Below are 3147 nucleotides of genomic sequence, written 5' to 3'. Positions count from 1 at the left end.
GGAGGCCCTGTGGAAGAGTAGGTCGTTGCCAGATGAATATGATTCACTAGCTCAGTTGGTAGAGCACATGACTTTTAATCATGTTGTCCGGGGTTCGATTCCCCGGTGGATCACCAAAGCACTTTACAGTTTTGTAAGGTGCTTTTTATTTTGTATAATATACATTATATATTGAAATTATTATGAAATAGTATAAGTGTAATGAATGTGAAATCCTTAGGCTTAATATGGGGGAATTACGAATAAATATAATTATTATATAAAATATAGTTTTATGAATAAAAGAAGTTCTAGATTTAAGTTTTATCTAGAGCTTCTTTTAAGATTAACAGAGGTTATAAAAACAGATATTTTTATAATAGTATATTTAAAAATATTTGAAGTTATTTTATATTGTAATTTTAAAAATATATGAAATTTCATGTCAGAAAATTAATAAATTCTTCGTATTAAATAGTGAGAAGCTTCTTGAGGAGGGAAAAATGTGAAAATAGATGAAGATAATTTTATAAGGCAGCTAAAATATAGGAATTCCAAAGCATTAGATTTTATTGTAGACGAATATAGTAATTTGATTTTTAGAATTATACGTACCGTATTAAATTCAAATTTTCATTCTCAGTATGTAGAAGAATGTGCAAATGATGTATTTTGGTCTGCGTGGAGTAATATTGATAGTTTTGATGAGCAAAAAGGGAACTTTAAATATTGGATTGCTGCTATATCTAAATATAAAGCTATAGATTACAAAAGAAAACTTTTCAAACAAAATAATATTGAATCTATAGATGATCATATATTATGTGATGATACTAGCATAGAAAACGATTTTATACTAAATGAAAATAAAGAAGAAATTTTTGAAGCAATAAATTATATGAAAAAAAAAGATAGGGAAATATTTATAAGAAGGTACTTTCTAGATGAGAAAGTAGAAAATATAGCTAACGCTTTTGGAGTAAATAGAAATTTAATAGATAAAAGACTTTCAAGGGGACGTAAATTTTTAAAGGAAAAACTTATACTTTTGAAAGGAGAAATATTATGAAGAATAATAAAAAGATTAATTTACCAGAAAAAGAGCTGTATAAATTATTTAATGAAATAAAATTTGAAGAAATTGAGTTGAATAATGTGGAAGAGGAAGTAGATATTATCCAAAAGGATAGAATAAAGAAAAATTTAAATGATAAAATAAAGGGAGAAAACAGATCTAATAAATTAAAATATATCTCTATTGCTGCGGCTATAACATTAGTATTTTCAATAGGTGTCGTTACTACATCACCAACCTTTGCTAAAAATATTCCAGTTTTGAATTCTATAATACAAACACTAAATAATAAATATGGCAATAAAGGTGATTATGCAAAATACTCTGAAATAATAAATAAATCAGTTTCAAACAATGGAATAACAATTACAATAAATGAAGTAATTGCAGATGATTCAAAATTAATTATAGGTTATACCTTAAAAGGTGATAAAAAAATAAAAGATTTAGAAGTATTCGGGCTGGGAGGATTTTTAAAGATAAATGGTAAAACCTTTTCCTCAGGAGGAATTTCTGTAGGGCAGTATATAGATGACTATACTTATATAGGTAGTGAGGAGATTCACACCAGTATACCCAAAGATAAAAAATTTAATGTTGATGTAAATATTACAGAAGTATCTGATACAAAAGGGAAGTGGGACTTTGCTTTTAGTGCATCAAAAGAAGAAATATTTAGGGAGAGTACTGTGTTTAAACCAAATCAAAAATTGGATTTCCCAGACAGTAATGCAAATATTGATAAAGTAGTATTTTCACCTATAGATATTTCTATTTTTATAACTGGAAATGGTAAGAATAAAAATATAAAAGCAGGACCTAATGGCGGTATGTTTGATTATAGATACTGGGTTGCTTATGATGATAACGGGATAGAACTTATACCAAAGGGTCTTGGGGGTGGAAAATTTGACTTTAATAAAAATATATTTTCTTCTGAAATGCAATATGTAAAGACTAAAAGCATTCCAAAATATTTGACCATTATTCCTTGCAAAATTATTCCTTCAGAAGGAGGAGGGGTAAGAAGAGATAAGAATGGCAAAGAAACACCAATTACTATAGAAACAAAGAAACCTAAAGAAATAAGTAAAGTTATAGATGGAGTATATCCAATAGAACTTTCTCAAGGTAAAATGGGAAAACTTATAATAAATGATATAAAAACAGAAAACAATAAAACTATAGTTAAATATATAGCCAAAGGAAAGGCACCTTATTTCCAAGCAGAAGATCTTCTTATAAAAGACGATCAAGGAGAATGTGTTGAAATTAAAGATTACATTAGAAGAAAAGATGAAGAAAATCCTAATGAATTTACAAAGGTGTTTGAAGGATTAAATCCTAATAAACAATACACCATATTTACAAATGACTTTGACAATGTAGAATTTAGAGAGGATTTAAAATTTAAGATTGAACTTAATAAATAAACAGTAGAAATAAATCCCTAAGATATTAATAAATTAGGGATTTATTTTTTAAGTTACTTATATAATTAATATTTTTATGTTTTCTAAGGTTCTTTAGTTAATGGTGGAATAGTTTTTGGAGATTTTAAGTTAAAAATTTTTTCAAAGGAGTAAATCTTTCAATCATAAGTAATTATAGATAGATATTAAAAATTTGTTATTCTAAATAATTCTATTTGTACTACAAATTAAAAGAACTTAATAGTTAAAACATTTTTCATAATGGTTTTTAGTGATTATTATGGTGATTAAATCTACGTATATAAACAACATAACCTAGGGTATCTATATAAGAAAATAGCAGGAATACCAATAAAATTAGAGTAACAATAATTTAAATGCATATAAATTAATATAAAGATATTTTTTATTGAAATATAAATGATATAATAAAATTCGTCCTTAAGACAAGGGCTTGAAAGCAACAAAAACTTTCAAAAACAAATTTGAAAAAAGTTCTTGACAAAGAGCAGCAAATTTGTTAAGATATAAAAGTCGCTGAGGCGATGTGGTCTTTGAAAATTAAACAGAGAATTAACAAGAAACATTCTTGTAACAGCCAGTAAGATAAGGTAATAAACCTTGTCAATGAATTTGAGAAGAGATTAAACTTTAAAATTG

At 26.1% G+C, this 3147-nt stretch carries 2 protein-coding genes and 1 tRNA gene; all 3 read left to right on the top strand.

The features are described from left to right. Positions 1–40: 40 nt before the first annotated feature. The 3 genes from ACYUDJ_RS21165 (at position 41) to ACYUDJ_RS21155 (ending at position 2487) form a co-directional block, all read left to right on the top strand. Positions 41–116 (top strand) — tRNA-Lys (locus tag ACYUDJ_RS21165). Positions 117–484: 368 nt separating this feature from the next. After that, positions 485–1048, top strand: a complete 564-nt coding sequence (locus ACYUDJ_RS21160) for a sigma-70 family RNA polymerase sigma factor (protein ID WP_043030870.1) — start codon at positions 485–487, stop codon at positions 1046–1048. Further along, positions 1045–2487 (top strand): DUF4179 domain-containing protein, encoded by a 1443-nt coding sequence (locus ACYUDJ_RS21155; RefSeq protein ID WP_043030872.1) that lies wholly within the window; start codon positions 1045–1047, stop codon positions 2485–2487. Before ACYUDJ_RS21160 ends, ACYUDJ_RS21155 begins: the two co-directional genes overlap by 4 nt. Positions 2488–3147: the final 660 nt, after the last annotated feature.

The sequence above is a fragment of the Clostridium sp. CTA-6 genome (assembly GCF_054768115.1).
Note: the sequence above shows the minus strand (reverse complement) of the source record. Positions and strands in the feature narration are given on the sequence as shown.

Bases quoted from the DNA above. Each gene is read 5' to 3' on its own strand.
- ACYUDJ_RS21155 (WP_043030872.1), top strand. From the start codon at position 1,045: ATGAAGAATAATAAAAAGATTAATTTACCAGAAAAAGAGCTGTATAAA.